Here is a 24,866-nt window from a genome sequence, read left to right as displayed (position 1 = left end):
TCAGGCTTTCAGAACCGCTAGAGCCTCTGCCAGATCAATCGCCCCATCATAGAGCGCACGGCCCGAGATCGCCCCGTTCAGCGGCGCGCCCGTTGCCTTCAGCGCGCGCAGATCCTCCAGCGAGGACACCCCGCCCGACGCGATCACCGGGATCGAGGTCGCATGGGCGAGCGCAGCCGTCGCCGTCACATTTGGGCCCTGCATGGCGCCGTCCCGGTCAATATCCGTATAGATGATCGCCGCAACCCCCGCATCTTCGAAGGATTTCGCCAGATCCGTGACCATCAGGTCGGTCTCCTCGGCCCAGCCCCGTGTCGCCACGCGCCCGTTGCGCGCGTCGAGCCCCACGGCCACCTTGCCCGGAAAGGCCTTGGCCGCGGCGCGCACCAGATCCGGATCCTCGACCGCCACGGTCCCGAGAATGACCCGGGCAATCCCTCGCGTGAGCCACATCTCGATCGTTGCCATGTCGCGAATGCCACCGCCCAGCTGCGCCGGCACCGAGGTCGCCGCCAGGATCGCCTCCACCGCCGCCCCGTTGACCGGGGTGCCGGCAAAGGCGCCGTTCAGATCGACCAGATGGAGCCACTCGCAGCCCGCCTCCTGAAACGCCTTTGCCTGTTCGGCAGGGCTGTCATGAAACACGGTCGCCTTGTCCATATCGCCCTTGTAGAGCCGCACGGCCTGGCCGTCCTTGAGGTCGATTGCGGGGTAGAGGATCATCGCGCGGGCTCCGGCTGTCTGTGTCTGAGCGGGTCTCTAGCGGGCGACGCGTCCGATTGCAAAGACGCAACGGCACTTTGCGGGCTGGCGTTACGTCACACTTGCCGCGCGCAGAGAGGATTTGCGAGCGTCCGGCCATCCAAGGAGGAGGACACCCAAGTGAAATCGATCTTCGCGATCCTGGCCGCCTGCGCGGCCCTAGCCAGCCCCGCGGCCGCCGATGCGGTCAAGGGCGTGTTCCAGACCGCCCCGAATGACGAGGGCAATGTGGGCCATGTGGAATTCTACGAGTGCAGCGGCAAGATCTGCGGCAAGCTCCTGCGTTCCTTTACCTCGAACGGGACACCCATCGCGTCCGACAATATCGGCAAGAACATCGTCTGGGACATGCAGAACCAGGGCGATGGTGCCTATGGCAAGGGCAAGATCTGGGATCCGGGGGCGGACAAGACCTATCGCTCGAAAATGTCGCTCGACGGGGATCTGCTGAAGGTGTCGGGCTGCGTCGGACCGATCTGTCGGGGCAATACATGGCAACGGGTGCGCTGAGCGCGCCAACGGCCTGACCGTCGGCGCAGCAGGCACGCTGCCTCCGGCGGGGATATTTCCAGACTCAAGACAAAGGGGCGCGCGACGCGGCGCGCGTCTCACCTGCGGCGCGGTTTGGCGCGCACGGTCGGGTCGGCCTCGGTCGGGTCTTCGGGCCATGGATGTTTCGGATACCGGCCCCGCATGTCCTTGCGCAGATCCGCGTAGCCACCCGCCCAGAAGCCGGGAAGGTCCGAGGTAACCGCCACGGGCTTTTGACCCGGCGACAGCAGCGTGATCCGCAAGGGCACCCGCCCCGGCCCCACGGTCGGATGCCGGGTGACGCCGAAAAACTCCTGCACCCGGGCGGACACTTCGGGCGCGTCGCCGCTGTAATCCACCGGGAGTTCGCGCCCGAGCGGTGTCGTGATGGCGGCGGGCGCCTGTGCCTCGATCGCCTGGAGCGCGTCCCAGCCAAGCCAGGTTCTCAGCGGCTCGAGCGGGTCGAGCGCGCGCAGGTCCTCTGCCCCGCGCACCTGCCCGAGATAGGGGAGCAGCCAGCCCTCCGCCGCCGCGAGCAGGGCATCGTCGGACATTTCCGGCAGCTCCATCCCGCCGGCCCGGCAGAGCGCGACCCGTGCCCGAAGGCGGGCAAAGCTGGCCTTCCCGCCCAGCGCCTCCAGCCCCAGATCCCGCAGCCCCGCCAAAGCGGCCTCGGCGCGCGCGGCCTCTGGCACATCGCGCCAGATCCGGTCCGACAGGACAAGCGCGCCGAACATCTCCTGCTGGCGGGCCTCGACCCGGCGGTGGCGGCGCGACCAGTGGCAGTGATCGCGCCACTGGATCTGATCCCCGTAGAGCGCGCGCAACTCTGCTTCGCTCAACTCCGCTGCCTGCCGGATCCGAGCCTCCCGCGGGTTGCCGTCGAGATCGGTGGCCACGAGCAGCCGCGCGCCCGCAAGGCTCGCCGCAGGATCCATCACCGCCCCCTTCCCCCCTGACAACAGGTAGCGCGGATCATCGCCGGGACGGCGCAGCCCGATCCGGTCGGGATAGGCCAGCGCTGCCTGTGCGCCAAGGCTCAGCGTCTCTGCCTTCGGCAGATCCCGCGCGAGGCGCTTGGCCTCGGCCTGCACCCGCGCGCGGGCACCGGGATCCGGACAGGGCGCATCACCGCGCAAAATGGCCAGCCGTCGCGCGAGATCAACGCCCGCATTGCGATCCAGGTCCCGCTCGGAGAGCAGGGCCGCCAACGGTGCGGCCTGCGCCCCGGCCCGGCGCAGCATATGCGCGAGGCGCGGATGCGTGGGCAGGCGCGCCAGCGCATGCCCGTGATCGGTGATCCGCATCTCAGCGTCCAACGCCCCGAGCGACTGGCAGAGCGCCTGCGCCTCGGCCCAGGCCCCATCGGGCGGCGGGGTCAACAGCGCCAGATCCGCAGGCCCCGTGCCCCAGATCGCCAGATCCAGCGCCAGCGCGCTCAGGTCCGCGACCGCGATCTCGGGTGGTGCGAAGGCCGCAAAGGCCCCCTCCGCCCCCTTGGTCCAGAGCTTGTAGCAGAGGCCCGGCGCGACCCGCCCGGCCCGGCCCGCGCGCTGGGTCGCCTCGGCACGGCTCACTGGATCGGTCACCAGCCGGGACATGCCCGAGGCCGGGTCAAACCGCGCACGCCGCGCCCGCCCGCCATCCACCACGATGCGCACATCCTCGATCGTCAGGGACGTCTCGGCGATGGACGTGGCCAGCACCACCTTGCGCTGCCCCGCAGGCGCAGGCGCGATTGCCGCGCGCTGCTCGGCGAGTTTCATGGCCCCGTAAAGCGGGCGCAGCACCGTATCCGCGGGCAGATCCTGTTCCAGCAGACGGGCCACCTGCCGGATCTCCCCCTCGCCCGGCAAAAAGACAAGCGCGCTGCCCTCGGCCTCGGCCAGGGCCTGGCGGGTGAGCGCGGCCACCGCGGCGGGAAAGCGCGTCGTCTTCGGCACGGGGCGCGGCAGGTAACGGTCCTCCACCGGAAAGCTGCGCCCCGCACTTGTGACCACCGGGACATCCCCCATCAGCGCCGCCACGGGCGCGGCATCGAGCGTCGCCGACATGACCAGCAGGCGCAGATCCTCGCGCAGGGCGGCGCGCACCTCGAGACAGAGCGCCAGCCCCAGATCCGCGTTCAGCGAGCGTTCGTGGAACTCGTCGAAGATCACGGTCCCGATCCCGGGCAGCTCCGGATCGGCCTGCAACCATCGGGTCAGGATGCCTTCGGTGACCACTTCGATCCGGGTGTCCGGACCGGTCTTGGAGGCGCCGCGCATGCGGTAGCCCACGGTCTGCCCCACCGGCTCCCCAAGGGTTGCGGCCATCCGCTCGGCCGCGGCACGCGCCGCGAGACGGCGCGGCTCCAGCATGACGATCCGGCCTGCGGCCCCGGCCTCCAGCAGGGCGAGCGGGACCCGCGTGGTCTTGCCCGCGCCCGGTGGTGCCTGCAACACGGCCGCCCCGCCCCGCGCCATGGCAGCGAGCAGATCAGGCAGGGCCTCGTCAATGGGAAGGGCGTCGGCTGCGGGCATGGGGCGCGCGGTCCTTGCTGGCATCGGGCGGGGTTGCGCGGGACCGAACCATTCGGCCGCGGCCGGGTCAAGGGGCGCGCGCCACCGGGCTCAGCGTCGCTTCAGCACCGCGCGGCCAAAGGTGGTGTCCGTGGTCACCCGCGCGACCTCGTAGATCCCATCGCCACGCGGGGCATAGGTCATCTCGAAGGTGAAGCGCGTCTTCTCGGCCAGCTTGCGGGGCGACCAGCCGGCGATCCGACGATAGAGCCCCTGGCAGGTGATCTCGCCACCCGCCCCGGCACGGCGGTTGGACAGAACCACCTCGCTGCGCCGCTTGCCGTCGAAAACCTGCAAGGTCAGATCACAGACCCGGGCCTCGGGCTGATCGCGCAGGGCGGCATAGATTACCGTCATCGGATCCACCGTCCCCGTCTGGGTGGCGGGATCGACCGCGTGACGGTCCGCCTCGCGCGGCGGGTCATAGACCTTCACCTGTGGCCGCCCACCCCGGTAGAGCATCTCGGCCTCCGAGCGTTCGCCACTGGCATCGCGAATCTCCACGAAGGAACTCGGGCGATAGGCGCTCGGGCCGGTCTGCTGACCGCGCGCCGTCGCCTCGTAGGAGGCTTTCACCACCGCGCCGAGCAGGCCCGTGGTCCGCACCTTGCCGGTCACCGCATAGCGATTGCCATCGGTGTTGGCCGCGTATTGCACCACCGCCGCGCGCACGCCGCCGAGCGAGACATCGAACACCCCCTGCTCTGTCGCCATGGCCGGTGCCGCCGCCAGAGCCAGCCCGATCAGCGCGGATCGCAGGGCATTTCGCAATTTTACTGTCACTTTCGCCTCCTGTCGTCGTGGGCGCGCGCCGCTGTCGTCTGGACAAGACATAGGACGACAAGGCAAGAAAACCGCGAAGCCGTCAATTGCCCTGACGGGAATGTCAGATCGACCCAGCGAAAGACCGCCACGTGCCCACCGACCAGACCACGCCCGCGCCCGCCGACCGGATCAATGCCCGCCTGCCGGATCTGGAAACGCTCGCCACCCGGATCACCGCCGGGGAGCGCCGGGCGCTTGCCCGGGCCATCACCCTGATCGAGAGCACCCGCCCCGCAGACCGCGCCACGGCAACGGCCCTTCTGCAGCGGCTCGCCGGCAGCGGGCGACAGGCGCTGCGCATCGGACTTTCGGGCACGCCGGGCGTGGGCAAGTCCACCTTCATCGAAGCCTTTGGCATGATGCTGATCGAGGCCGGGTTGAAGGTCGCGGTGCTGGCCGTTGATCCGAGCTCGGCGCGCACGGGCGGCTCGATCCTCGGCGACAAGACCCGGATGGAGCGGCTGAGCCGCGCGCCGGGGGCGTTCATTCGCCCCTCGCCATCCCTGTCGCATCTCGGTGGCGTGTCGCGCCGCACGCGCGAGGCCGTGGCACTGGTCGAGGCGGCAGGCTTCGATGTGGTTCTGATCGAAACCGTCGGCGTCGGACAGTCCGAGACCATGGTGGCCGAGATGTCGGACCTCTTCGTGCTGCTTCTGGCCCCGGCGGGCGGGGACGAATTGCAGGGGGTCAAGCGCGGGATCATGGAGACCGCCGACGTCATCCTGATCAACAAGGCCGATGGCGATCTGAAGGCCACGGCCACGCGGACCTGCGCGGATTACGCCGGGGCGCTCCGGCTCCTGCGAAAGCGGCCCGAGGATCCAGAGGACTTCCCCAAGGCGCTGATGGTGTCGGCGGTCACGGGCACCGGCCTGCCCGAGGCCTGGCACGAGATGCAGACCCTGGCCACATGGCGCAAGGAAAACGCCCATTGGGACCAACGGCGCGCTGCGCAGGCGCGGGGCTGGTTCGAGACCGAGGTGCGCGCCGGGCTGCTGGCGCGCCTGACCGAGGATCAGGCGACCCGCGCGGCCATGGACCGGCTGTCGGATGCGGTCGCAGGTGGGCAGCTATCGGCCAGTCAGGCGGCCGCGGACATCCTCGACAGCCTCGGGGCTGGCCCGTCCGAGGGCTGATATCCCCGGACGCGGGCACGGATCCCGCCCGCGCAGGACCGACGCCGTGTCCGCGCAGTGCTCGTGCCGTGAATGAATCGCTTGACGCCCGCAGGCATTCGTCTTAGACGGCAGCTTCAAGTTTCCGGGGCCCCTTCGAGCGCGCCCCTTTTCGATCCGAACCGCTAGACAACGAGGAGCGAGCCGATGTCGCGCCGCTGCGAACTGACAGGAAAAGGCGTAATGGTTGGCAACAATGTCAGCCACGCCAACAACAAGACCAAGCGGCGCTTCCTGCCGAACCTGAACGATGTGACCCTGATGTCCGAGACTCTGGGCCGCGGCTTCAAGCTGCGCATCTCGGCAGCGGCTCTGCGCACCGTGGACCACCGCGGTGGGCTGGACAGCTTCCTGGCCAAAGCCAAGGATGCCGAGCTGTCCGAGAAGGCGCTCAAGATCAAGAAAGACATCGCAAAGGCTCAGGCCGCCGCCTGATCCCTCTGAGATTTCGACAAGACGCTCCGCCGGTGGATCCGCGCGGGGCGTTTTGCGTTTTCTGCTGTCGTAAGGGCCGCGACGCGGATGCGGCTCTTACGACAGGCCCGCGCTTTGGGCGACCCGCCGGCCTTCGGCAGCGCGCGCGTGTGACCCCGGATGCGACAAAGCGACCATTTTCCAAAGCGCGCCGCCCCGCCTACCTCTCTGGGTGTGACGCATCTTCGCCGCCTCCTCGCGATCTGCCTCGCGCTGACCCTTGTGGGGACCAGCGGCGCGATGGCCGTGGCCCGGGGCCAGATGGCGGCGGACCCGGGCATGATCGCGGTGATCTGCGTCGGGTCAGAAACCGAAACCCTGCGGCTCGACGCCGAAGGCAACCCGGTTCAGGCCAGCCATACCTGCCCTGATTGCGCTCTGATCGGACTGGCTGCCGTGACGCTGCGCGCGGAACTTGCGACCGATCCGGCCTTTGGCGCGACCAGCTTCCGGCCGCGTCAGAGCCCCTGTCTCTGGGCGCAACCGCCCGAACCCGGAGGCGCGCCGCGCGCACCGCCTGTGGTGATCTGAACACGCTTCACCTTTCAGATCTCTTTTCTCAGGACCTCAGACATGTCTTTGAAATCTCTCATCCTCGCGGCGGGCCTCGGCCTCGCTGCACTGCCCGCGATCGCCATGGACACATCCATCATGGTGATGGACCCTTATGCGCGCGCCGCCTCGCCGGTTGCCAAATCCGGGGCCGCCTTCATGGAAATCATGAACCACGGCGCCGAGGACGACCGCCTCGTCTCGGCCAGCTCGCCCGCCTCTGCTCGGGTCGAGCTGCACACCCATATCGATGACGGCAACGGCGTGATGCTCATGCGCGAGGTCGAGGATGGCTTCACGATCCCCGCAGGCGAGACCTACATGCTCAAGCGCGGCGGTGACCACGTGATGTTCATGGGCCTCAAAGAGAGCTGGTCCCAGGGCGATATGGTGCCGGTCACCCTCGTCTTCGAGAAGGCCGGTGAGGTCACGCTGGAGATCCCTGTGGATCTCGAACGGGCCGCCGAGCATGGCGGGCATGACCACCAGCACGGCCATGGCGGCCATAGCGGGCACAAGCACTGACCCAGCCGGTCCACCGGGGTTGGCGCGCCGTCAGTCGAGCGCGCCGATCCCCTCGGCGGTGGCCCGGGCCCCTTGCATCATCCAGGCATGCTCGGAGGCCACGAAGAACACCGTGAAGCCGTAGCGCCGCCAGGCCGCGGCTTTCTCCACATTGGCGGCGAAGGTCATATAGGGCTTGCCCGTGGCCGCACAGGCCTCTCCGACGCGGGCGATGGCCGCCATCAGCTCGTCCGAGCTCTGATCCGTCTTGCCATAGGACACCGACAGATCCGCGGGGCCGAGAAAGACCCCGTCAATGCCCGGGGTCGCCGCGATCCCCTCGCAGGCCTCGACCCCTTCGGCATCCTCGATCTGGGCAATGACGATCGGTGCGTCGCTGCTGCCCAGCACCGCCGCCATGGTTTGGGTGCCGTACCCCGCCGAGCGCGTCGAGCCCGCATAGCCCCGCCCCCCGCCGCCATAGCGGCAGGCCTTGGCGATGGATGCGGCCTTCTCGGCGCTGTCCACATGGGGCACGACCACCCCGGCCGCACCCGCATCCAGCGCCTGCATCAGCGTGGCCGGGGCCGCATCCGGCACCCGCACGAGGCAGGGAAAGCCCAGCGCCCGCCCCACGGCGAGGCAGGCATCGATCCGTCCCCGGTCGAAAGGCGCATGTTCTGCATCAAGGCAGACGAAATCCAGCCCCGAGAGCGCCATCACCTCGACCATCTCGATCGCGGGTGTCTTGAGGAAGGTCCCCGCCAAGAGCGCGCCCGCCTCCATCTTTGTTCTGAACTCCGTCATGTCCCCTCCCCCGGTTCGCAATGGCCGCACTGGACCAGAGCCGGGCAGGCGCTGCAACCCTTGGCGGCGCGCGGGGCGGGCGCTAGGTCTCGGGCATGGCCGCAGACCTTCTGACCTTTACCGAGCACGGGATCTACTGCCCGGTGGGCGATTTCCATATCGACCCCTGGCGCCCGGTGGACCGTGCCCTGATCACCCATGGCCATGCGGATCACGCCCGCCCCGGCCATGCACGCTACCTCGCCACCGAGGCTGCCGCCCCGGTGATGCGCCACCGGCTGGGCGAGATCCGGCTCGACACGATCCGCTATGGCGAAACGCGCCAGATCGGCGGGGTCGAGGTGAGCTTTCATCCTGCGGGCCATGTGCCGGGCTCGGCCCAGATCCGGCTGGCCCATCGCGGTCAGGTCTGGGTGGTTTCGGGCGATTACAAGATCGAGGAGGACGGCCTGTCCGAACCGTTCGAGCCCGTGCCCTGCCACGCTTTCATCACCGAATGCACCTTTGGGCTGCCGGTCTTTCGCTGGGACCCACAACCGGATGTGGTCGCCGCGATCCGCGACTGGTGGGCCGCCTGCGCGGCGGCGGGCAAAACCGCCGTGCTCGGCGCCTATGCTCTGGGCAAGGCGCAACGGATCCTCGCCCAGCTCGACCCCGAGCAGGGGCCGATCCTGACCCATGGCGCGGTCGAGGCCACGAACCGCGTTCTGCGCGATCAGGGCCTGATCCTGCCCCCGACCGTGCAAGTCACCGCCGAGATCACCGCCAAGACCCATCCCGGCGCGCTGGTCATGGCCACGCCCTCGGCCCTCGGCACCCCCTGGATGAAGCGGTTCGGCGCGACCGAGACCGGCTTTGCCTCGGGCTGGATGCGAATGCGCGGCGTGCGACGGCGGCGCGGGGCGGATCGCGGTTTTGTCATGTCGGACCATGCGGATTGGCCCGGACTGAACAGCGCCATCGCTGAAACCGGGGCCGAACGCATATTCGTCACCCATGGCTACACCTCGGTCTTTCGCAAATGGCTGGAGGATCAGGGCTACGATGCGCAGATCGTCGAAACCCAGTTCGAAGGCGAAAGCGTCGAAACCGACAGCGACAGCGACGCGCCCGAACCCGGCCCGACGGGAGACGCGCAATGACCCGGCAACAGGGGCCCGAGGGAATGGGCGACCGGCTCTGGCCGCTCTTTGCCCGCTATGTCCAGCGCCCGACCCTCGCCTACACCCCGTCCCAGACCCTGCTCCGTGCGATCTTCGACGCCACCGTGTTTCTGGGTGAGAAACGATGCAAGGGCGTGGCGCAGGGACGGACGGATCTGGGCAGCGTGCCCACGATGACCCTGCACCCCGAAGGTGCGACAGGCGGACGGCTTCTCTATCTGCATGGGGGCGGCTTCACCATCGGCAGTGCGCGCAGTCATCAGCATATGGTCAGCCATATCGCCCGGGCAGCGGGCTGCACCGCCTGGCTGCCGGATTACCGCCTGGCCCCGCAACACCCGTTTCCGGCCGCCCCCGAGGACGTGCTTGCGGCCTATGGCGCGCTGAGCGCCGAGGGTCCGGTCATGGTGGCCGGTGACAGCGCGGGCGGTTGCCTCGCGCTCGGTTTGCTCCACTGGGCGGCGCGGGCCGGTCTGCCCCCGCCCGCTGCGCTGGCGCTGTTGTCCCCGATCGGCCATCTGGATCTGGAGGCGGGCGGATTTCAGACCCGGCTCGAGACCGAGATCCTGATCCCCGAACGCTGGGGCCGCAATACGGTCGCGGCTTATCTCTGCGGGCATGACCCGCGGGATCCCTATGCCTCCCCCCTCGCCTCCCCGCTGCCTGCGGCACCGCCCACGCTGATCCAATATGCCGAGGGCGAGGCGCTGGCCCGGGACGCGCTGGCCTCTGCCGAAGCCCTGCGTGCCGCCGGGGCCGATGTTGCGATCGAGACCTATCCCGGCATGCCCCATGTCTGGCAGATCCACGCGGGCCGCTCGCGCAGCGCCGACCGCGCCGTGGCCAGCCTCGGGGCCTTTCTGCGTGCCCATGGAGGCCCCTCGTGAACCGGTTTGCCGAGCTTTTCACCGCACTGGATCAGACCACCAAGATCACGCCAAAGGTCGCCGCCCTCGCAGCCTATTTCCGCACGGCCCCCGAGGCTGACAAACTCTGGACCATCGCGCTCTTGTCCGGGCGGCGGCCCAAGCGCACGGTCACCACGACGCGCCTGCGGGAGTGGGCGGCGGAGCGCGCAGGCATTCCCCTCTGGCTTTTTGAGGAGGCCTATCCGATCGTGGGCGATCTGGCCGAGACGATCGCCCTTGTCCTGCCGCCCCCCGGCCAGACCAGCACCCGCAGCCTGAGCGAGTGGATCACCGAGATCCGCGGCCTCGCCGCGCTGGAAGAACCGGAGCGGCGCGCCTTCATCCTGTCGGCCTGGGACAGCCTGCCGCCCACCGAGGCCTTCGTGTTCAACAAGCTGATCACCGGGGGCTTCCGCATGGGGGTCTCGACCAAGCTGATGACGCGGGCCCTGTCCCAGGCCACCGAGATCCCCGAGGCCGAGCTCGCACATCGCCTGATGGGCGACTGGACGCCGGAAACCACCAGCTTCGAAGCGCTCGTGCTGACCCGGGATCCCGAAGCCGACCTGTCCAAGCCTTATCCGTTCTATCTGGCGTACGGGTTGGAGGACGCGCCCGAGACGCTCGGCCCCCCCGAGGGCTGGCAGGCCGAGCACAAATGGGATGGCATCCGGGGCCAGCTTATCCTGCGCGGCGGGCAGCATTTCGTCTGGTCGCGCGGCGAAGAGCTGATGACTGACCGCTTCCCCGAACTGGCCAGCCTGCGCGATTTCCTGCCCGAGGGCACCGTGCTCGATGGCGAGCTGCTGGCCTGGGGCGATGAGGCGCCTCTGTCCTTCAACGCGCTGCAAAAGCGGATCGGGCGCAAGACGGTGCCGAAGAAACTGCTGACCGAGGCGCCGGTGATCCTGCGGGCCTATGACCTGCTGGAAGCCGGGGGCACGGATCTGCGCGATACGCCACTGGCCGAGCGCCGCGCGCTGCTGGAAGCGATGCTCGAGGAGCTGCCCGAGGGGCTGCCCCTGCGCCTCTCCCCCGCGCTGACATTCGACAGCTGGGACGCGCTGGCCGAGATCCGCGTCGGATCCCGCGCGCTCGGGGCCGAGGGCGTGATGCTGAAACGCCGCGCCTCGCCCTATCTGGCCGGGCGCAAGAAGGGGGACTGGTGGAAATGGAAGGTCGATCCGCTGGTGATCGACGCCGTGATGATCTACGCCCAAGCCGGGCATGGGCGGCGCGCGAACCTCTTTACCGACTACACCTTCGCGGTATGGGACGGGAACGAGCTGGTGCCCTTTACCAAGGCCTATTCCGGGCTGACCGATGCGGAGTTCCGCCAGATCACCGCCTGGGTGCGCAAGAACACGCTGGAGCGCTTCGGCCCCGTGCGGCGTGTTACCCCCGAGCATGTCTTCGAGATCGCATTCGAGGGTATCCAAGCCAGCCCCCGCCACAAATCCGGCGTCGCCCTGAGGTTTCCGCGCATGTCCCGCTGGCGCAAGGACAAGCCTTTGCAGGAGGCAAACACACTTGAGGATCTGAAGGAGATGCTGGCGATATACGGGTGATCTGCCCCGTTTACGCCCCACTGCGGCGGGGCAGACTGCGTCTTTCCTACAGATGTGGCAAATCCCTGCGCCCGCGCGGAAAGGCCCCGCCCCCATGGCCCCTGAACAAATAGCGGAAAATTGCCAGATGGCGGCCGTGACGATAGTGTCAGAGCGTCCAGCGCAACGAGGGCAGCATGCATTTTCTCAGGTTTGTTCTAGCATTGGTTTCCATATGCGCCGCATTCGCAGCGCATGCTCAAGATCACTCGAAGCGGTTCAAACCGCATAAATTCAATGGCTCCAAGCCGGTTTACAGCGGCGGGATTTGGTCGTTCGAGCTGAAACCGCAGGGATGCAGCTCCCGAAAGTATGGTGATGGTCGCGGCGAGAGCGATTGTCTGAATGGCAATATCAGATCGCGGATCGCCGCACCCAAAAACGTAAAGCCGGGCCAACTGGTCGAGTATTCCATGGAGATCCGGATCGCCCCCAATTTCCGCTATAACGGAGGCCCGACACCCGCATGGTCCAAGTTGGAGGTTGCGGAATGGGGCCGGACGAAAGGCATCAAGAACCACATCTATGATCTGCAGCTGGATACGGTCCGTGGGCTGACATTCGAGCGCCAGGTCTGCGTGCCACCCTCGAAGCTGTCCCAGTGGAACAAGTTTCAGCTCAGGATCAAATGGTCAAAGTCCGGAGACGGCTTTCTGGAGGCACGCTGCAACGGAAAGGTGATCCTCTCGCGACGGGATCAGCAGACTGTCATCCCGCCGGACTGCGCAGCGAAATACAAACTTCAATGTGACCCGAGCCAGCAAATTCCGAGCGCCAGCATCTACTGGCAGGTCGGCCCCAAGCTGTCGGGGTTTGGACCAAATTTCGCGAAATATGGCTTCTCCAGCCAATTCACGCCGTTTCCAAGGAATGGCATTTTGTTGCAAATGCGAAATCTCTATGCCGGGAACCCTCCGCGTTCATAGATCCCGCTGCGGTCTCCTTTGGTCGATCTGACGCTGGGCCCGGATGCGCGACAGGGTCGCCCGGGCTATCCGCATCTGGCCAAAATGCTTTTGAAATACCGCAAATTTCGCCTCGCTGCTTGAGCCTCCGCCCCTGCCGCCTTACCTCTTGTCCAACCAGATAAGAGGACGTCCCATGCAGAGCCTGCCGCTTTCCTTCTCCGCCCCGACCCCGCTGCGCGATGCCGCTGCCGAGACCGGGGGCAAGAACCTTGGGGATTTGCCGGATTGGGATCTAAGCGATCTCTATCCGGGCGAGGATGCGGCGGAGCTGAAACGCGATATGGACTGGCTCGAAGCCGCCTGCCGGGACTTTGCCGCCGATTACGAGGGCAAGCTTGCCGATCTCGACGCGAGCGGGCTGCTCACCTGCGTGCAGCGCTACGAGCGGATCGACACGATTGCCGGGCGCATCATGTCCTTTGCCGGTCTGCGCTATTACCAGAACACCACCGACGCCGAGCGCGCCAAGTTCATGGCCGATGCGCAGGACAAGATCACGACCTTCACCACGCCGCTCGTGTTCTACACGCTCGAGATCAACCGCATCCCCGATGCACAGCTCGACGGGCTGTTCGACAAGAATCCGGAGCTCGCGCGCTACAAGCCGATCTTCGACCGGCTGCGCGCCATGAAGCCCTATCAACTCAGCGACGAGCTGGAGAAATACCTCCACGACACCTCGACCGTGGGGGCGGCAGCGTGGAACCGGCTCTTTGACGAAACCATTGCGGGCATGATGTTCGAGGTCGATGGCGAGGCCTATAATATCGAGGGCACGCTGAACTTCCTTTCCGAGCCCGACCGCGACAAGCGCGAGGCGGCGGCCCGCGAGCTTGCCAGCCAGTTTGCAGGGCAGATCAAGCTTTTCGCCCGGGTGCATAACACTCTGGCCAAGGAAAAAGAGATCAACGACCGCTGGCGCGGATTGCCCAGCCCCCAGGCCGGGCGGCATCTGAGCAACCATGTGGAGCCCGAAGTCGTCGAGGCCCTGCGCAATGCCGTCGTCGCCGCCTATCCCAAGCTGAGCCACCGCTACTACGCGCTGAAGGCCAAGTGGATGGGGCTTGAGACGATGCAGGTCTGGGATCGCAACGCCCCCCTGCCGCAAGAGGACACGCGGCTTGTGGATTGGGACGAGGCCAAATCGACCGTGCTTGAGGCCTATGGCGCGTTCGACCCGGAAATGGCACGGATCGCCGAGCCGTTCTTCACCAAGGGTTGGATCGATGCGGGCGTGAAACCGGGCAAGGCGCCCGGGGCCTTTGCGCACCCGACCGTGGCCGAGGTGCATCCATACGTGATGCTCAACTATCTGGGCAAACCGCGCGATGTGATGACGCTGGCCCATGAGCTGGGCCACGGCGTGCATCAGGTGCTCGCCGCCGGTCAGGGCGAGCTGCTGAGCTCGACCCCCCTGACACTGGCCGAAACCGCGTCGGTCTTTGGCGAGATGCTGACCTTCCGCAAGCTGCTCGACGCCGCGCCGGACAAGGCCACGCGCAAGACGCTGCTGGCGGGCAAGGTCGAGGACATGATCAACACGGTCGTGCGCCAGATCGCGTTTTATGATTTCGAGTGCAAGCTCCACGATGCGCGCAAGAACGGCGAGCTGACGCCGGAGGAGATCGGCGAGCTCTGGATGAGCGTGCAGGGCGAGAGCCTCGGCCCGGTTTTCGAGTTCATGGACGGGTACGAGACCTTCTGGGCCTATATCCCCCATTTCGTCCACTCGCCCTTCTATGTCTACGCCTATGCCTTTGGCGACGGGCTCGTGAATGCACTTTATGCTGTCTATGAAGAGGGCGACCCGGAGTTCCAGTCGAAGTATTTCGAGATGCTGAAGGCAGGCGGGTCCAAGCACCACAAGGAGCTTCTGGCGCCCTTCGGCCTCGACGCGTCGGACCCGGCCTTCTGGGACAAGGGTCTGAGCATGATCTCGGGCATGATCGACGAACTGGAGGCGATGGAGGACTGATCCCCCGCCACGCCCCTTCCGCAGTGCATAAAGAAAGGGACCGGCAGACGCCGGCCGGTCCCTTGGATCAAACGCGGAAAGTCCGGAGACACCGCGCTGATGTCGTGCCTTGGGGCTAGCCCCGCTGGGCCCGGGATTTGCGGCGGGAGAGCCCGACCACCCCGGCCAGCCCCGTCAGAAGCAGCAGCCCACCCGCCGGAAGTGAGATCGGAGCCACAGCGTCATGTGGTGTAAACACAAGGGTGCCAAACCCGATCACGTCGCTGGGGGAACCTCCGACTGCGACCACGGCGCCGTTTTGCCCTGCGAACGACAGCAAAACCATGGGCGCACCGGTGTTCACGTCGTCGTCAAACCCCTGAAACGATGCGCTTATGACCATTCCCGCCGAAACCGTGAACATGTTCAGGGATGCGAAGGGCGCAAAGTTGCCCTTGGACCCAAAAGGCGACCTGGTGATCGTCACGCTGGCAGCGGCGCCTTGCATACCATCCTCAAGGCCGGACACCACACCGGTAACCGTGTTGCCCATTTCCGAGAAGGAGAAGTTGAAAGACAGTGGCGCGGCCCATCCCGGGGCCGCCAGAAGCAAAGAGACGCCGGGGGCACAGCTCAGTGTTTTGCTACGTGCGAGAAGTCGTCCAGTCATATGCAAAGTCCAAAAACAACCCGTTGAAATAGCCGCCTCCGGCGAGGGACCTTCGGGTCCCGGCAAGGCGCAAGCTGTCCGACCCTAGCGGACAAGACCGGGTGGCTGAACTGGTCCAAAGTCCGGGTCTGGTCTTTTTTTGCACCGGATATAATCGGTTAGCCCCACGCAGTTGGGTGCGGCCAGGTCAGCATGGATGGCAAAAGGCGCGCAGCTCGTCGCCGCCAGTTGGCCGCGACAGGCGGGCGGCCTGTCTGCAATTGCCGGTGCGGCGTTTTCCCGGTGGCCGGCGCCCGCTGACGCGGACCGAAAGCCAGAGGAGGCGCGACTAAGCGCCCTCGTCCTCTCCTTGCAGGAGCGGTTTGCGGTTCGCTGCGTGCCGCGCAACGAGACGTTTCTGCTGTGCCCCGGGCGGGATCGTCCGGCCCGGGCAGACCCCGCCCGACAGCGCCTCGGGGAACAGTGCGGAGATCTCGGCACGGTCCTCGGGGGACAGGGACTTCAGCGCCTCGGGCCCAAGGAACAGGCTCTCGGTCGGGCTGTCTTCGGCAAAAATCACCTCGTGCCGGTCAAAGAGCAGGTGAAAATAGGTCACCTCGCGTGCCGATCGGTCGACGGAAATCCCCGGCAGGCTCACGAGCCGGATCGCCGCGATCAGCACTTCAGGCACTGCGAACATGCGTTTCACGATTGGCGAGACGACGAGCATCCGGTGCTGCCGCGACACCCAGAGATCGCGCGTGGGTCGGTCCCGCCCAAAGGCTCCTGCGTCGATCTTCACCGGGCAGAGCCGAGGATTGGCCGCCAGTTCGGCCGCGCTGAGGGTCCGGCGCAGAACAGAGACCAGCGGCAGCGCCCCGCCATCATAGGTGCAGACCAGCTGCCCGGGCTTCAACTCTTCGACCGCGACCGGCCCCTGCGGTGTCCGCACGCGGGTGCCGAGGGTCAGACAAGGGATGGTGCCCGGGTTCGGATCCGTCTGAACCTGGTAGCTGGCGCCTTGGTCATTGGTTTCCAGCGAGGCACCGCTCCCCGCCTGACCGATCTGGGTCGAGGTCAGCCCCGCCGCAGGCCCGTCGACAGCCGTGACAGGGTCCGGACGATTGTCGAAGGAGAAAAAGGCATAGACACCCGAGCTGTCGGAAAGAGACAGCCCGTTATTCAGCGCAAGCCCCGTAAAGGTATCGGTGGAGGTCGTGTCGATCACATAGATGTCGCGCCCACCGCTCTGGGTCGGCACGAGGCCCTGCAGCGGGTTGCTTGAGCGAATGGTTCCGTCGGACTGGTAAATCGTCACCACCAGATCCGAGACATCCGCACCCGGATCCACCGCAACCTCGATAAAATCAAGGTTGCGACCACCGAGGTATTTGATCTCAGAGAAAAACGGATCCGCCATGCTGCAATATCGCGCAGAAACGGCGTTAAGGAAAGTTAACGACTTTCGGAAGCGTTAACGGGCCCAAGCCCCCATCCGGTTGCCGGCATTAGAGCTTGTTATGCGCCCCATCACAGAGCGGCGCGTTGGCCGTCGCCTTGCAGCCGCAAAAGAACAGGGTCTTGTCCGCTTCAGCCTCGTATTTCATCGGGGCAAAGCCAGTCTCCTTATGGGAGCCGTCGCAAAAAGGCTGACTGTCCGAGCGCCCGCAGGTGCACCAGAAATAGGTCTTCCCGGCGGTGACTTCGACGGGGTACGGCGCTTTCTGGGCGATGATCGGCGTGTCGGACATGGCTGGCTCCTGTGCTTGCTGAACAACACCTAGCGTGCGGGCCCCTCAAGCCCAGCGCGCAATCGCCGCCAGAACCGCGCAAACTCGACGTTGTCCACCAGCAGAACCCCCGCCCGCTCAACAGCCCTCGTAGTCTCTCGCCACACACGCCCGCGCAAGCTGCTTCGCCAAAGGACGCCCCTTTTGCGGAGCGGTGGCAAACTCACCGCTTTCTGCCGCCGCGAGGCCCTGACTGAAGACCTGCGACTGATTTGGGCTGGCGGCGACACCGATTGCCAGCGCAACAAGAACGGCGGGGACACGAGGGATAAACCTCATCTGCCGTCCCTTCCGCTTTGCCGGGCGCTATTGGACGACGGCCCGGGTGACCATTTTTGTGACGAGACGATCTGGTGCGCGGTTAGAGCCCTCATCCTGTCGCGGCACCTTGCCCCGGATTTCGCGGGTCGGAGCAGCGGCGGACCTCAGTCGAGCTCGGTCCAGGGCCAGGGCTTCACCTCGGATGCGGCCGTCTGATACCGCGCGGCCTTGGCGATCCAAATCCCAAGATCCGTGCCGAACTCGGCAATCCGCTCATTCGGCTGCTTGTTGTTCACCAGCAGGATCACGAATTGCAGGATCGTCACAAAGGTCAGAACGGTCGAGGCCAGGCTCAGCATCAAGGCGATCAGAACCGTATGGACCAGCCGCAGGAACAGGCCGTCCGGCGCACCGGGGTCTGGCTGCTCTCCGTGGAGCCGCCCGGAAATCTTGTCTTCGTCATTCGGTGTGCTGTTCTCGGCCATCATCCACCCTCTTGCTTGGCTCTAGAGGAGCGCAGGCCGGGGGCGACTGTCAACGCCCCCCGCCACCGGCCCCGCCTCAGCCCGCCGCGGCATAGACCGCATCGATCATCGCCTGGGTGCCGCGCGCATCCTCCAGCGTCCAGGGATAGTCTGCACCCTCGGTCACGGTGCGCCCAAAGGCCTCGACCTGTTCGACATACTGGGCTGCCGCCGGGAAACGCTCCACCGTGACGGAGTGGCCCGCGCCGCCGCCCGCGCTCATCCGGTGCAGCTCGATCCGCGCCTCGCCAAAGACCTGTGCGTTGAACGGCGCCGTCAGGCGCAGCACGCCCTGCTCGCCGTGAAACACCATGTCCTGAAACGGGGCCATGCGCATGGAGTTCACCCAATGGGCCGTGAAGCCCGCAAACCGCGCCGAGACCCGGGCGATCACATCCACCCCGTTTTCCCAGGTGATATCCGCATGGGTGATCTCTTCGGGCTCCTGCCCGGTCATCCAGCGGGTGCAGCCATAGGTATAGACGCCGATATCCGGGATGCCGCCGCCGCCCTGCCCGGCGGTGTTGCGGATGTTGCCGGGATCGCCGCGATTGTCATAGGTGAAGATCCCCTCCACATGAACAAGTTGGCCGATCGCCCCGTCCCGCAGCAGGGCGCGGGCGCGCTGCCATTGGGGGTGGTGGACGATCATGTAGGCCTCGGCACACTGCAGCCCCGTCCGGTCCCGCAGCGCGATCAGCGGATCGATCTCGGCGGCGGTCATCGCCATGGGCTTTTCCGCGAGGACATGCTTGCCCGCCTCCAGCGCCTTCATGGACCAAGGCACATGCATCGGGTGCGGCAGCGGAATGTAGACCGCGTCGATCTCGGGATCCGCAAGCAGCGCGTCGTAATCGCTGTGCACGCGCAGGCCCGGCGCGAAGGCGGCAAAGGGCGCGGCCTTGGCCGGGTCGCGGGTGGCCAGCGCAGCCAGGGTGGACCCCTTGGCCGCGTGGATGGCCGGGCCCATCTGGTTGCGCGCGAAATTGGCGGCTCCGAGAATGCCCCAGCGGAGTGGTGTCGTCATGTATCGTCCTCCCGCCCCGACCCTAAACCGGGGCGCGGCAAGAGGGAAAGGCTCAGTCGGCGCCCGCCATCAGACCCTTGTCACGGGCGAGATCGCGCATGGCCTTCTGCAGCTTTTCGAAGGCGCGCACCTCGATCTGGCGGATCCGCTCGCGGCTGACCGAATAGACCTCAGAGAGCTCTTCGAGGGTGAAGGGTTTGTCCTCCAGCCGCCGCTTCATCAGGATGTCCTTCTCGCGGTCATTGAGAACTTCCATCGCCTCGGCCAGCAGTTCCCGGCGGACGGTCAGCTCGTTCTTCTCGGCCAGATCTCCGGCCTGATCCGCGTCCTCATCCTCGAGCCAGTCCTGCCACTCGGTCGCGCCCTCGCCATCGGAGCCGATCATCGCGTTCAGCGAGGCATCGCCCCCCGACAGACGCCGGTTCATCGAGATCACCTCGTCCTCGGTCACGTTGAGGTCATTGGCGATACGGGCCACGTTTTCCGGGCGCAGATCGCCGTCCTCCAGCGCGCCGATCCGGTTTTTGGCCTTGCGCAGGTTGAAGAAGAGCTTTTTCTGGGCCGAGGTCGTGCCGAGCTTTACCAGCGACCAAGACCGCAAGATGTATTCCTGGATCGAGGCACGGATCCACCACATGGCATAGGTCGCAAGGCGGAACCCCTTTTCGGGATCGAACCGCTTGACCGCCTGCATCAGGCCGACATTCGCTTCCGAGATCACCTCGGCCTGGGGCAACCCGTAGCCGCGATAGCCCATGGCGATCTTGGCCGCGAGACGCAGATGCGAGGTCACCATCTGATGCGCCGCATCGGTGTCCTCGTGATCCACCCAGCGCTTGGCGAGCATGTATTCCTGCTCGGGCTCCAGCATGGGAAATTTGCGGATTTCCTGCAAATAACGGTTCAGGCCCTGCTCCGGGGATGGGGCTGGAAGATTGGTATATGATGCCATGGTCGCCTCCGTGTCGTCTCAGCGCGGGTAATGCCCGTCTAGAGGGTGATATGTTAACGGCGTGAACATTATTCAAGGGGCACGCCTTGGTGTCGAGACGCAATATGACCCGGCGGCAGGGCAAGGGCGAGCCTGTGAAACCGGATGTCACCGGGTTGTGCAGCCTTGTAACAATCGCCGGTCAGAGGCTGAGCGCGTGGACGAGAGCGGCCATATCCGACGGCATCGGAGCCGCGAAGGACAGCGCCTCGCCCGTGACGGGATGGGTGAAACCAAGCGTGCGCGCGTGGAGCGCCTGACGCGGAAATTGGCCGACAGCATCCAGTGCGGGTTTTGAAAAACTCTTTGCAGACAGCTTCTTACGGCCACCATAAACCGGGTCTCCGATCAGGCTGTGGCCGATATGGGAGAGATGCACGCGGATCTGATGGGTGCGTCCGGTTTCCAGCCAGCAAGCCAGATGGGCCGCGCCCGCGGGACTGCCAAACCGGGTCTCGACCCGGGCTCTTGTGACCGCGTGACGGCCCTGCCCCTCGGCCACGACCGCCTGTTTCTGGCGATCTGTGCGGTGGCGCGCAATGGCTGCGCGCAGGCACATCACCCCGCCGGGCTCGAACCGCACCATGGACAGACCGCGCAGGCGCGGATCCGAAGCCTCGGGCACCCCATAGACCAGCGCGTCATAGATCCGGTCCACGCTATGGGCCGCGAATTGCGCCGCGAGCCCTTGATGGGCGCGGTCGGATTTTGCCACGACGAGCAGGCCCGAGGTCTCCTTGTCGATCCGGTGCACGATGCCCGGGCGCCGCTCGCCACCAATCCCCGACAGGCTATCGCCGCAATGGTGCAGCAGGGCGTTGACCAGCGTCCCCGACGGGCTGCCCGGGGCCGGGTGAACTACCATGCCTGCCGGTTTGTTCACAACGATGAGTTCGGCATCTTCGTGAACCACCTCCAGCGGGATCGCTTCGGGCAAAACTGCGACCTCCTCCGGCGCGCCCAGCCGCAGGGTCAGCAGATCCCCCGCCGCGACCCGCGTCTTGGGGCTGGTCAGCACCTCGGCCCCGCGACGCACATCACCCGCTTCGATCAGCTTGACGAGGCGCGAGCGCGACAGGCCGAGCCCCTCTGGCACATCCCGCGCGAGCGCCTTATCAAGTCTGGGCGGCGGGTCGGCCCGGACCTCTACCGTGATTTCCTCGCTGGCCTCAAAGGTGCCTGACATGCGCGATGACCCGTCCAATCTGGGGGCCGAACCCGGCCCGGACCTGCCGGAACCGGCCAATCTGCGGTTCCTGCGGCGGTTGGTGACCGTGTTGACGGTCGTGATGATTGCCGGGGTGGTAACGGTTATCACCCTGCTTGTCATCCGCCTGAAAGCGCCCTCCGGACCGGTTTTGCCCAGCGAGATCGCCCTGCCCGACGGGATCGAGGCCGAGGCAGTGACCTTTGGCCGGGGATGGACTGCAGTGGTGGCCGGAGATGAGATCCTGATCTTTGACAGTGGCGACGGCGCGTTGCGGCAGCGGATCGCGATCACAGGCGCTACCGCGGATTAGCGCGCAGGGCGCGCTGCCTTCGGCGAGGATATTTGAAGACTTAAGAGGGCGCGGGGTCGGCGCCCGAGAGCTCTGCGACCCAGGCCGGGACGATGTCCGTGGCAGGGCCATACCGCGCGTCCGAGAAGAGCGCGCTGCCAGATGAAGGCTCGAGATTGAGCTCGAGTGTGGGGATGCCGGCGACGCGCGCCTCCTGTACCAATCCCGCGGCGGGGTAGACCTCCCCGCTGGTGCCGATGGAGACGAAGAGATCGGCGCGGAACAGGGCATCCTCGATGGCGTCCATGTGATAGGGGATCTCGCCGAACCAGACGATATCCGGGCGCGTGGCCGGGCGGTTGCAGGCCGGGCACGGATCCTCGGGCGCCATGGTGCGGGGCGCGTCCCAGCGATGCCCGCATCCCGCACACAGCGCCCGGGTGAGCTGCCCATGCATGTGGATCACATCGTGCGCGCCCGCCCTCTCCAGCAGGTCATCGACATTCTGGGTGACGAGCGTCACCTCCAGACCTGCCCGCGCCTGCAACGCGGCGAGCGCGTGATGCGCGGCGTTCGGCAGGGCCTCAAGGCAGTTGGCGCGCCGCGCGTTGCAGAAACCATGCACCTTGGCAGGGTCCGCTGCGAAGCCCTCGGGGGTGGCGACCTCGCTCAGATCATACTGGGTCCAAAGCCCATCCGTGTCGCGGAATGTGCCGAGCCCGCTCTCGGCCGACAGCCCTGCGCCGCTGAGAATGACAATCCGCTTGGGCATGGCCGCCCCCTTCGCTACCCTGACTGCGAACCAGCAAAAGGGCGCGGCGCGCGATTGTCCATGAGTGTTTCCATCCTCTTCGTCTGTCTTGGCAATATCTGTCGCTCTCCCACGGCGGAGGGGGTGTTTCGCCATCTGGCCGAAGAGGCTGGCGCCGATGTCACCTGCGACAGTGCCGGGACGTCGAACTGGCATGTGGGCGGTCCGCCCGACGGGCGTGCGGTGGCCGAGGCCCGCCGTCGCGGCATTGATCTGACCGGACTGCGGGCGCGGCAGGTCACGCCAGAGGACTTCACCCGGTTCGACCTGATCTATGGGATGGATCGCAGCAATATCGCGAAGCTCGAGGCCCTGCGCCCAGCCGGGAACGGGACACCGGTCGCCTTGTTTCTCAGCGAGTGCCACGGACAGGGGCCGGACGAGGTGCCCGATCCCTATTACGAAGACAACTTCGCGGACGTGTTCGACATGCTCTCGGAGGCGTCGCGCGGATTGCTGGCGCGTCTGGCCTAGCCGCAGGCGTTCTGCGCGACCGAGCCGAATTCGCGGTAGCGATCCCAGAACTTCTCATCCGAGGTGCGGTCCGACTGCCGGATCTCCTGTGCGCGGTGAGGTTCGGCAAAGAACTTTGCCGCCTTGCGCTGGTCCGAACCGCTCAGCGTCATGTTCGCGATGTTCTGAATACAGCCGCAGAGCGCGCCATTGGCCGCGCGTCGTCCCGAAGACAGGCATGCCCGCTCAATCGAGCCTGCCTGTGCCGCTGTGCTGCTCAGGGACAGTGCGGTGACACCTGTCACGCTGCCCAGAGCCAAAGTCATGCATAGTCCAAGTAGTGCCGTGCGCATTCTGCTCACCTGCCATTATGTTGCTCTGCCTCGCACCGGGAGCCGACCTTTGGGTTCTGATACCTCCCGGAAACTTAAGATTAGCTTGATTTGCAGGAAATCTCAATCGGTCTGGCGATCACGGTTTCAACCGGTAGCCCGACCGGAAAAAGGCCCAGCAGGTCAGCAGGATCGCAACCGCAACGCTGGCGCAGACCGCAAGACCAAGCCAGGGCGAGCTGTCCGACACGCCGAGCACGCCGTAGCGGACCCCGTCGATCATGTAGAACATCGGGTTGATATGGCTGAGGGTCTGCATCACGGGTGGCAGCGCCTCCAGCGAATAGAACGTCCCCGACAGGAAGCTGAGCGGTGTGATCACGAAATTGGTGATGGCGGCCATCTGGTCGAATTTGTTCGCATAGATCGCCGCGATCATCCCGAGCCCGCCCAGCACCGTCGCCCCGAGCAGCACGAAGACGAGCACCCAGAGCGGGTGCTCCACGCTGATCCCCAGCATCAGCACCATGGCCAGCAGGATCACCACGCCCACCAGCAGCCCACGCCCGATGCCGCCGATGATGTAGCCCGCGACGAGCTCTGCCGCCGAGAGGGGGGGCATCAGCGTGTCGACGATATTGCCCTGCACCTTGGCGACCATGATCGAGCTGGAGGTATTGGCAAAGGCGTTCTGGATCACCGTCATCATCAGGATGCCCGGTGCGAGGAAATGCATGAAGGGCACGCCCATCACCTCGCCGCGCCGGGGACCGATCGCCAGGTTGAAGATCAGGATGAACAGCCCCGCCGTGACCAGCGGCCCCGCGACGGTCTGAGTCCAGACGGCCATGAATCGGCGCATCTCGCGTTCGGCCAGGGTGGCCACGCCAAGCCAGTTCACACGGCCAAATCGGCGGGTGCCCATATCAGGTGTCGTCTTCATCGGGGTCCTTTCTGCGCGCCGGATCAACGTCGCGTTGCGGTTGCAGGTCGCGGGTCCTTGTATCCTCGGATGCGGTGGCTAAAATAGAGGGAGATTGGAAAACTCCAAGGGGCGGGGTTGGGTCATTCGGCCCGACCCCGTCCTTTGTGCATACCCGAGGTGGCTATGTCCTGGACTGACGAGCGCGTTGAAATTCTCAAGACGATGTGGGGCGAAGGCAAAAGCGCCAGCCAGATCGCAAAAGAGCTGGGCGGTGTGACGCGCAATGCGGTGATCGGCAAGGTGCACCGTCTGGGCCTGTCGAACCGCAATGGCGGCGGCGGCAGTGCCGCGAGCAAGCCCGCGGATCCCGCGCCGCGCGAGACGGCGGAAGCCGCACCCAAGCCTGCCAAGCCCGCGCCCAAGGCCCCCACGCCGGAGCCTGCCAATGCCGCCCCCAAGGCGGAACCTGCGGCACGACCCGCCGCGGCCGAGGCCCCTGCCGCCCCGGTGCCGCCGCGCCGGACCATTGTGCCCGCGGGGCAGCCCCTGCCGCCGCAACCTTCGGCCAACGAGATCAGCCCGGAGGCTCTGGCCTCGGTCCGCGAGGTCGAGAAGAAAGCCAAGAAGCTGAACCTGATGGAGCTGACCGAGCGGACCTGCAAATGGCCGATCGGGGATCCGGCCACGGAAGAGTTCTGGTTCTGCGGCCTGCCGGTGCAGGCGGGCAAGCCCTATTGCGAGGCCCATGTGGGCGTGGCGTTCCAGCCCATGTCCTCGCGCCGGGATCGCCGTCGCTGACACGACGGCGCGGAC

27 protein-coding genes are annotated in these 24,866 nt (G+C 66.3%); 13 read left to right on the top strand and 14 right to left on the bottom strand.

Translation table 11 applies throughout. The annotated features are described in order from the left end of the window. Positions 1 to 723 (bottom strand): 1-(5-phosphoribosyl)-5-[(5-phosphoribosylamino)methylideneamino]imidazole-4-carboxamide isomerase, encoded by a 723-nt coding sequence (hisA, locus tag ACP15I_RS10915; protein ID WP_424965715.1) that lies wholly within the window; start codon positions 721 to 723, stop codon positions 1 to 3. A 159-nt stretch (positions 724 to 882) separates the two neighbouring features. Between hisA and ACP15I_RS10910 the strand changes: the two genes are divergently transcribed. Beyond that, positions 883 to 1,272: a DUF2147 domain-containing protein gene (locus ACP15I_RS10910; protein ID WP_424975106.1), complete on the top strand. Its 390-nt coding sequence runs from the start codon at positions 883 to 885 to the stop codon at positions 1,270 to 1,272. 98 nt (positions 1,273 to 1,370) lie between these two features. Here the strand turns inward: ACP15I_RS10910 and hrpB are convergent, their stop codons facing one another. Together hrpB and ACP15I_RS10900 are read right to left on the bottom strand one after the other, a co-directional pair. After that, on the bottom strand, positions 1,371 to 3,815 hold the full coding sequence (gene hrpB / locus ACP15I_RS10905) for an ATP-dependent helicase HrpB (RefSeq protein WP_424975105.1): 2,445 nt from the start codon (positions 3,813 to 3,815) through the stop codon (positions 1,371 to 1,373). Between the two features lie 90 nt (positions 3,816 to 3,905). Beyond that, on the bottom strand, positions 3,906 to 4,637 hold the full coding sequence (locus ACP15I_RS10900) for a DUF3108 domain-containing protein (protein WP_424975104.1): 732 nt from the start codon (positions 4,635 to 4,637) through the stop codon (positions 3,906 to 3,908). Positions 4,638 to 4,807: 170 nt separating this feature from the next. Between ACP15I_RS10900 and meaB the strand changes: the two genes are divergently transcribed. The 4 genes from meaB to ACP15I_RS10880 all read left to right on the top strand — a co-directional run bounded on the left by meaB (position 4,808) and on the right by ACP15I_RS10880 (position 7,405). Continuing rightward, positions 4,808 to 5,815 carry a methylmalonyl Co-A mutase-associated GTPase MeaB gene (gene meaB / locus ACP15I_RS10895; protein ID WP_424966024.1) on the top strand — a complete coding sequence of 336 codons (1,008 nt, stop codon included), beginning with the start codon at positions 4,808 to 4,810 and terminating at the stop codon, positions 5,813 to 5,815. 186 nt (positions 5,816 to 6,001) lie between these two features. After that, positions 6,002 to 6,289 (top strand): 50S ribosomal protein L28, encoded by a 288-nt coding sequence (gene rpmB / locus ACP15I_RS10890; protein WP_424965712.1) that lies wholly within the window; start codon positions 6,002 to 6,004, stop codon positions 6,287 to 6,289. Between the two features lie 213 nt (positions 6,290 to 6,502). Beyond that, complete coding sequence (locus ACP15I_RS10885; protein WP_424965711.1) at positions 6,503 to 6,859, top strand: hypothetical protein; 357 nt, start codon at positions 6,503 to 6,505, stop codon at positions 6,857 to 6,859. Positions 6,860 to 6,901: 42 nt separating this feature from the next. Then, positions 6,902 to 7,405 (top strand): copper chaperone PCu(A)C, encoded by a 504-nt coding sequence (locus ACP15I_RS10880; RefSeq protein WP_424975103.1) that lies wholly within the window; start codon positions 6,902 to 6,904, stop codon positions 7,403 to 7,405. A gap of 30 nt (positions 7,406 to 7,435) precedes the next feature. On the opposite strand, the gene ACP15I_RS10875 is transcribed toward ACP15I_RS10880, so the two are convergent. Beyond that, positions 7,436 to 8,191 (bottom strand): HpcH/HpaI aldolase family protein, encoded by a 756-nt coding sequence (locus tag ACP15I_RS10875; protein ID WP_424975102.1) that lies wholly within the window; start codon positions 8,189 to 8,191, stop codon positions 7,436 to 7,438. Positions 8,192 to 8,286: 95 nt separating this feature from the next. Between ACP15I_RS10875 and ACP15I_RS10870 the strand changes: the two genes are divergently transcribed. The 5 genes from ACP15I_RS10870 (at position 8,287) to ACP15I_RS10850 (ending at position 14,812) form a co-directional block, all read left to right on the top strand. Continuing rightward, positions 8,287 to 9,333: a ligase-associated DNA damage response exonuclease gene (locus ACP15I_RS10870; RefSeq protein ID WP_424975101.1), complete on the top strand. Its 1,047-nt coding sequence runs from the start codon at positions 8,287 to 8,289 to the stop codon at positions 9,331 to 9,333. Then, positions 9,330 to 10,241 carry an alpha/beta hydrolase fold domain-containing protein gene (locus ACP15I_RS10865; RefSeq protein ID WP_424975100.1) on the top strand — a complete coding sequence of 304 codons (912 nt, stop codon included), beginning with the start codon at positions 9,330 to 9,332 and terminating at the stop codon, positions 10,239 to 10,241. Before ACP15I_RS10870 ends, ACP15I_RS10865 begins: the two co-directional genes overlap by 4 nt. Beyond that, positions 10,238 to 11,830 (top strand): ATP-dependent DNA ligase, encoded by a 1,593-nt coding sequence (locus ACP15I_RS10860; protein WP_424975099.1) that lies wholly within the window; start codon positions 10,238 to 10,240, stop codon positions 11,828 to 11,830. Before ACP15I_RS10865 ends, ACP15I_RS10860 begins: the two co-directional genes overlap by 4 nt. Before the next feature lie 176 nt (positions 11,831 to 12,006). Next, the gene (locus ACP15I_RS10855; protein ID WP_424975098.1) at positions 12,007 to 12,795 is read left to right on the top strand and encodes a hypothetical protein; all 789 of its coding nucleotides are present in this window, start codon (positions 12,007 to 12,009) and stop codon (positions 12,793 to 12,795) included. A gap of 175 nt (positions 12,796 to 12,970) precedes the next feature. After that, positions 12,971 to 14,812 (top strand): M3 family oligoendopeptidase, encoded by a 1,842-nt coding sequence (locus ACP15I_RS10850; protein WP_424975097.1) that lies wholly within the window; start codon positions 12,971 to 12,973, stop codon positions 14,810 to 14,812. Between the two features lie 115 nt (positions 14,813 to 14,927). Here the strand turns inward: ACP15I_RS10850 and ACP15I_RS10845 are convergent, their stop codons facing one another. The 7 genes from ACP15I_RS10845 to ACP15I_RS10815 form a co-directional block, all read right to left on the bottom strand. Then, entirely contained in the window at positions 14,928 to 15,461 is a 534-nt protein-coding gene (locus ACP15I_RS10845; protein WP_424975096.1) for a hypothetical protein, read from the bottom strand. Between the two features lie 328 nt (positions 15,462 to 15,789). Next, on the bottom strand, positions 15,790 to 16,860 hold the full coding sequence (locus ACP15I_RS10840; protein WP_424975095.1) for a Hint domain-containing protein: 1,071 nt from the start codon (positions 16,858 to 16,860) through the stop codon (positions 15,790 to 15,792). An 88-nt stretch (positions 16,861 to 16,948) separates the two neighbouring features. Next, complete coding sequence (locus ACP15I_RS10835) at positions 16,949 to 17,191, bottom strand: CDGSH iron-sulfur domain-containing protein (RefSeq protein WP_424975094.1); 243 nt, start codon at positions 17,189 to 17,191, stop codon at positions 16,949 to 16,951. Between the two features lie 464 nt (positions 17,192 to 17,655). Continuing rightward, positions 17,656 to 17,976 (bottom strand): DUF4389 domain-containing protein, encoded by a 321-nt coding sequence (locus tag ACP15I_RS10830; protein ID WP_424975093.1) that lies wholly within the window; start codon positions 17,974 to 17,976, stop codon positions 17,656 to 17,658. A 76-nt stretch (positions 17,977 to 18,052) separates the two neighbouring features. Then, positions 18,053 to 19,042: a Gfo/Idh/MocA family protein gene (locus ACP15I_RS10825; RefSeq protein ID WP_424975092.1), complete on the bottom strand. Its 990-nt coding sequence runs from the start codon at positions 19,040 to 19,042 to the stop codon at positions 18,053 to 18,055. Positions 19,043 to 19,094: 52 nt separating this feature from the next. After that, positions 19,095 to 19,994: an RNA polymerase sigma factor RpoH gene (rpoH, locus tag ACP15I_RS10820; RefSeq protein WP_424965698.1), complete on the bottom strand. Its 900-nt coding sequence runs from the start codon at positions 19,992 to 19,994 to the stop codon at positions 19,095 to 19,097. 181 nt (positions 19,995 to 20,175) lie between these two features. Further along, on the bottom strand, positions 20,176 to 21,219 hold the full coding sequence (locus ACP15I_RS10815) for an RluA family pseudouridine synthase (RefSeq protein WP_424975091.1): 1,044 nt from the start codon (positions 21,217 to 21,219) through the stop codon (positions 20,176 to 20,178). On the opposite strand from ACP15I_RS10815, the gene ACP15I_RS10810 reads away from it, so the two are divergent. Further along, positions 21,218 to 21,553: a DUF6476 family protein gene (locus ACP15I_RS10810; protein ID WP_424975090.1), complete on the top strand. Its 336-nt coding sequence runs from the start codon at positions 21,218 to 21,220 to the stop codon at positions 21,551 to 21,553. The genes ACP15I_RS10815 and ACP15I_RS10810 overlap by 2 nt on opposite strands. A gap of 40 nt (positions 21,554 to 21,593) precedes the next feature. Here the strand turns inward: ACP15I_RS10810 and ACP15I_RS10805 are convergent, their stop codons facing one another. Then, on the bottom strand, positions 21,594 to 22,304 hold the full coding sequence (locus ACP15I_RS10805; RefSeq protein WP_424975089.1) for an NAD-dependent deacylase: 711 nt from the start codon (positions 22,302 to 22,304) through the stop codon (positions 21,594 to 21,596). Positions 22,305 to 22,364: 60 nt separating this feature from the next. Here ACP15I_RS10805 and ACP15I_RS10800 point away from each other — a divergent pair, with 60 nt between their 5' ends. Continuing rightward, on the top strand, positions 22,365 to 22,817 hold the full coding sequence (locus ACP15I_RS10800; protein WP_424975088.1) for a low molecular weight protein-tyrosine-phosphatase: 453 nt from the start codon (positions 22,365 to 22,367) through the stop codon (positions 22,815 to 22,817). Here ACP15I_RS10800 and ACP15I_RS10795 read toward each other — a convergent pair. Both ACP15I_RS10795 and ACP15I_RS10790 read right to left on the bottom strand, forming a co-directional pair. After that, positions 22,814 to 23,122, bottom strand: coding sequence for a hypothetical protein (locus ACP15I_RS10795; protein ID WP_424965693.1), 309 nt, complete (start codon positions 23,120 to 23,122; stop codon positions 22,814 to 22,816). The genes ACP15I_RS10800 and ACP15I_RS10795 overlap by 4 nt on opposite strands. Positions 23,123 to 23,267: 145 nt before the next feature. Next, positions 23,268 to 24,071 carry an ABC transporter permease gene (locus tag ACP15I_RS10790; RefSeq protein WP_424975087.1) on the bottom strand — a complete coding sequence of 268 codons (804 nt, stop codon included), beginning with the start codon at positions 24,069 to 24,071 and terminating at the stop codon, positions 23,268 to 23,270. A gap of 165 nt (positions 24,072 to 24,236) precedes the next feature. On the opposite strand from ACP15I_RS10790, the gene ACP15I_RS10785 reads away from it, so the two are divergent. Continuing rightward, the gene (locus ACP15I_RS10785; RefSeq protein WP_424975085.1) at positions 24,237 to 24,851 is read left to right on the top strand and encodes a GcrA family cell cycle regulator; all 615 of its coding nucleotides are present in this window, start codon (positions 24,237 to 24,239) and stop codon (positions 24,849 to 24,851) included. Positions 24,852 to 24,866: the final 15 nt, after the last annotated feature.

The organism is Dinoroseobacter sp. S124A (assembly GCF_049801015.1).
In the GTDB taxonomy this organism is placed as follows: domain Bacteria; phylum Pseudomonadota; class Alphaproteobacteria; order Rhodobacterales; family Rhodobacteraceae; genus Dinoroseobacter.
This window is presented reverse-complemented; position numbering and strand designations above follow the sequence as displayed.